The 3,519-nt window shown below is 59.1% G+C and carries 4 protein-coding genes; all 4 read right to left on the reverse strand.

The genetic code is table 11. The features are described from left to right. Positions 1-407: 407 nt before the first annotated feature. Positions 408-587 carry a hypothetical protein gene (locus HKN37_04845; protein ID NNE45971.1) on the reverse strand — a complete coding sequence of 60 codons (180 nt, stop codon included), beginning with the start codon at positions 585-587 and terminating at the stop codon, positions 408-410. Between the two features lie 93 nt (positions 588-680). Further along, positions 681-2,579, reverse strand: a complete 1,899-nt coding sequence (locus tag HKN37_04850) for a hypothetical protein (GenBank protein ID NNE45972.1) — start codon at positions 2,577-2,579, stop codon at positions 681-683. After that, a complete protein-coding gene (locus tag HKN37_04855; protein ID NNE45973.1) occupies positions 2,576-3,010 on the reverse strand; it encodes a lasso peptide biosynthesis B2 protein in 435 nt (144 codons plus the stop codon). The genes HKN37_04850 and HKN37_04855 overlap by 4 nt, the downstream gene beginning before the upstream one ends. Continuing rightward, on the reverse strand, positions 3,007-3,519 hold a 513-nt coding region (locus HKN37_04860), incomplete at its 5' end, for a hypothetical protein (protein ID NNE45974.1). The genes HKN37_04860 and HKN37_04855, both read right to left, overlap by 4 nt.

Genomic DNA, 3,519 nt, shown 5'->3' on the forward strand with positions numbered 1-3,519 from the left:
GTCCTCAATACGCCCGTACTCCACGAAGTCCGGCTTAACGTAAGGCTTCTTTTCGTTGCTCTGCATCAGTTTGTACCGCTGGTTTGGTTGGTCCCGAACCGGGATATCGAAATCTCAAACTAACTAAACGCCCGTGTCTCTGGGATTTGCGATCCATGGACAACTTTTTTTTATGTGCCAGTTGCAATCCGACCCTAGAGAAGTCTAGAGGATCGAAAAAGGCCAAAAAAGCAGCTTTCGTGACGCAGCATGGCAAGCCGCGGCGTACTTGCCGGCGCTCTGCCGGATCAGGCAGCGGAATCCGTCTCCGCTGCGACGACAATGAGGAAATGCACGCCCTCGTTAAAGAACGTGCATTCCGTGACGACGACTCAAAGTCGTTAACGTCAGATTTCGGGCGGCTCGGCCTACGAGAAGCTTTGGCCGTCTCCGATGATGCTGCCATGGTCGCCGGGCAAGAACATGTCGATGACTTCGCCGAGCCAATCGTTGGCGGAGTGCCAGGTCTTGGTGCTCGTTATGTTCTCAATCCGGCCGTACTCAACAAAATCCGGCTTGACGTAAGGCTTCTTCTCTGCGCGCTGCATCCGTGTGTACCACTTGTGTTGATTATTCCCGCAAACGGGATAGCAAAGTCGACATACGGCAAAACGAGGCCGTACTGGCAATTCGCGATCTTCTCAGACAGTTTTCTTCAAATAGAGTGCCAGAACGAGTGCGGGCCAGAGCCTTCGAAAGCGTTTTCGGTCGGACAGGTCCCGAAACGCCTCCAGATCAACATATTGACCCAGATCGACCGCATGATCCTGCATCAGCCCGTCGATCATCTTCTTCCCGTGGATAGCCATCTTGAGATCGAAGTTGGGAGCCAGAGTCGCCTTTTCGGGCCGCCACCGAACGTCGTCGGGCACGATCCCGGCCATGGCCTCCCGCAAGGCGTACCGATTCCAACCGTCGCGAAGTTTGAGATCCGATCGCATGCCAACCGCCAGCTTCACAAGCCTGATGTCGAACATCGGGTGCCTCGCCTCCAGACCAAAGTGACGGGCATTCGCGTGCGTGAACTCAAGGACGGACGGGATATATGAACCGCTCAGATATCCAATGTGTGCCTCCTGCTCGGATTGTACCGGATCGGTTGGCCCAGTCGCTTCGGCATCGTCCCAGTCGATAGACTTCTCGAGATCTGGACTGATCAACAGGCGCCTGCTTGAACCAGCCGTGCTGCCGGCCCATGCCCTTGCCCTTCGCTTAAGCGCCCTCAGCATCGGCCGCGTTCCTCCGTGAGTCCAGAGACCCGTTAGTCCGCCGATGAATCTCCCACGGGAGCTGCTGGCGACATGCGGCAGGGCGTAATCGGCAAAGATCTTCCCTCTATCGCCCGACAATCTCGAACAAATGGCGTCCGCCTCGCGGAAGAACCGTCTCCAATCCCCTTGCACCGCGAGTTCATCCAGATAATGGATACCATGGGATAGCGTGACGTCCCCCTCCAGCCCATCCAGGACAACACGGGCCGGCCCCTCCGCTGCGCGCCCGTACAGCGCATAGTCCAGATAGGCGTTGGGTGGGTCAATCGGCTGCGCATGGATCTCCAGAAGCTCCTGCAGGCCCTCCAGGGGAGTCAGGCGGTCTGCCTCGGTCAACGAGGACTCGTAATCCTTCCCGTCCGTCAGAGCCTTTATGAAGGCGCTCTCGTCGACGAGATCGCGGTAGGGCTGATCAAGACCGGGGAATATGGCGGAAAACGTGTACAGTGGCTTGCCGGCTGGCATCACGCTCCGGGCTGTGGCCGCGACCGACGATGAGTCCAATCCACCGCTCAGAAACGAACCTACAGGAACGTCAGTATCGATCCGGCACCGGACAGCCTCTACGAACGTCTCCCGCAGTCGGCCGATCACATCTTCGTCCGAACCCGGTTCGCGTAAGCCCGAGAACTCGTCAGGCGACCAGTATCGGTGGAGCTGGAGGCCGGCATCAGACAGTACAAGTCGGTGAGCACGCGGCAGCCGTTTGATGCATCGGTAAAACGTCCGGTCCTCGTCGGCTGGATGGAGTTCCAGATACTGGGCAATGCGTGTCTGGTCCAGGTCTTCATCCTGGACCACCGTTAGCAGGGCAGGCAGATTCGAGGCGAACGCAAAGAAGCCGGGTGCGTCGGTGTAATAGAACGGGCGTACGCCGAAGTGATCTCGGCCGCCCGTCAGTGTTCGTGATCCCGCGTCCCATTTCGCAAACGCGAAGTCGCCGGCGAGGTCAGCCAGTCCGGAATCCCGATCCGTATCCAGAAGTCGACGAATCAGCTCATCGTCCGGAGTGTCCGATTTAAGCGCGAGTCGCCGCAACACGTCCTGGCGATTGTGGATGCGAACGTCTCCCACCAGGGGCGACGATTCGGCGTTTGAGAACTCTCGATCGTGCAGCGCGCGGTCGATCGCCTGAATCAGAACCACGCCCCGGTCGCGATAGAAAGAAACGTGGTCCGAAGGCCTTGCAATCCCCGCAGCGAGAACGCTCACCTGCTCTTCCCCGACCGGTGATCCGTCGCGCGTCACGATGCCGGCGAATGCCTTCACAGCGTCAGTTCGTCTAGTGAGGTGAGAGGAGTGTAGATTTCGGGAGCCCGACGTCCGCCAGATACGACTTCGCCATTCAGCTCCACCCATGCGTGAGCATCAAGCGCCTCTCCCGACTTCCTGACACCGAATCTGATCACCGGGTCGTATCCGGCACGCCGAAGATGATGACTGACCACGAGCGATTGTGTGAGGCACGGTTTGTCGTACAGCGTACGCTTCGCGACGGACTGAACAGCCCACTCCACAATTTCGGGCGTAGCGTCGCTGCCCGCCGCATCGGCACCGCTTCGTTTGTCGAGCCACCTGCGCATTCGCTGGAAACCAAGAACCGCGAGGCCGATCCGAACGATCGGAACGAGAAGCACGGACCCGAAGAACAACCGTTTCTCGGTGCGGCTTCTACTGAGGAATCGGCCGATGCGACTCATGCCGATTCCCGTCCGTCGCCTCGAACGGTCGTCACGACAAGATCTACAATGTCCGGCAGGGATGACAACCCGGGCATTCGGGTCAGGCGATACACAGGTACGTTTTTGACGAGCTGAACGCAGCGATCGAAATGGGCGGGCGGCGTGCCCTCCGTTCCCACGAATCGGCTTGCGTAGGAGTTGCGGAGAATCTCCAGGAGCGCCACCTGACCCGCGACCGGCTCTACGCCCAGATCACCGACACCGATAACAAATATGGCTCCGACAGGCAACGGATCGCCCGTGTATGCTGAAGCCACTCGGCGTGTCTGCTTGACTTCACTTCGGCCAGCCTCATCATCGCCGTCAGGAAAAATGGCCTGCACGGCACTGGGCCACAGTTTCAGTTGGGAGAATCCGGGGAACGCCTCCGGGGCCGGCCCGCCCAGGCGCACCGACAGGATATCATCCGTGAACAGGGTATATCCCGACTCGTGAAGCGCGGCGGCAGTAGTCGACTTACCGAAGCC

Source organism: Rhodothermales bacterium, assembly GCA_013002345.1.
Lineage (GTDB): Bacteria > Bacteroidota > Rhodothermia > Rhodothermales > JABDKH01 > JABDKH01.

Excerpts from the sequence above, each read along its gene's own strand:
- HKN37_04845 (NNE45971.1), bottom strand. The coding sequence starts at position 587 with ATGCAGCGCGCAGAGAAGAAGCCTTACGTCAAGCCGGATTTTGTTGAG.
- HKN37_04855 (NNE45973.1), bottom strand. The coding sequence starts at position 3,010 with ATGAGTCGCATCGGCCGATTCCTCAGTAGAAGCCGCACCGAGAAACGG.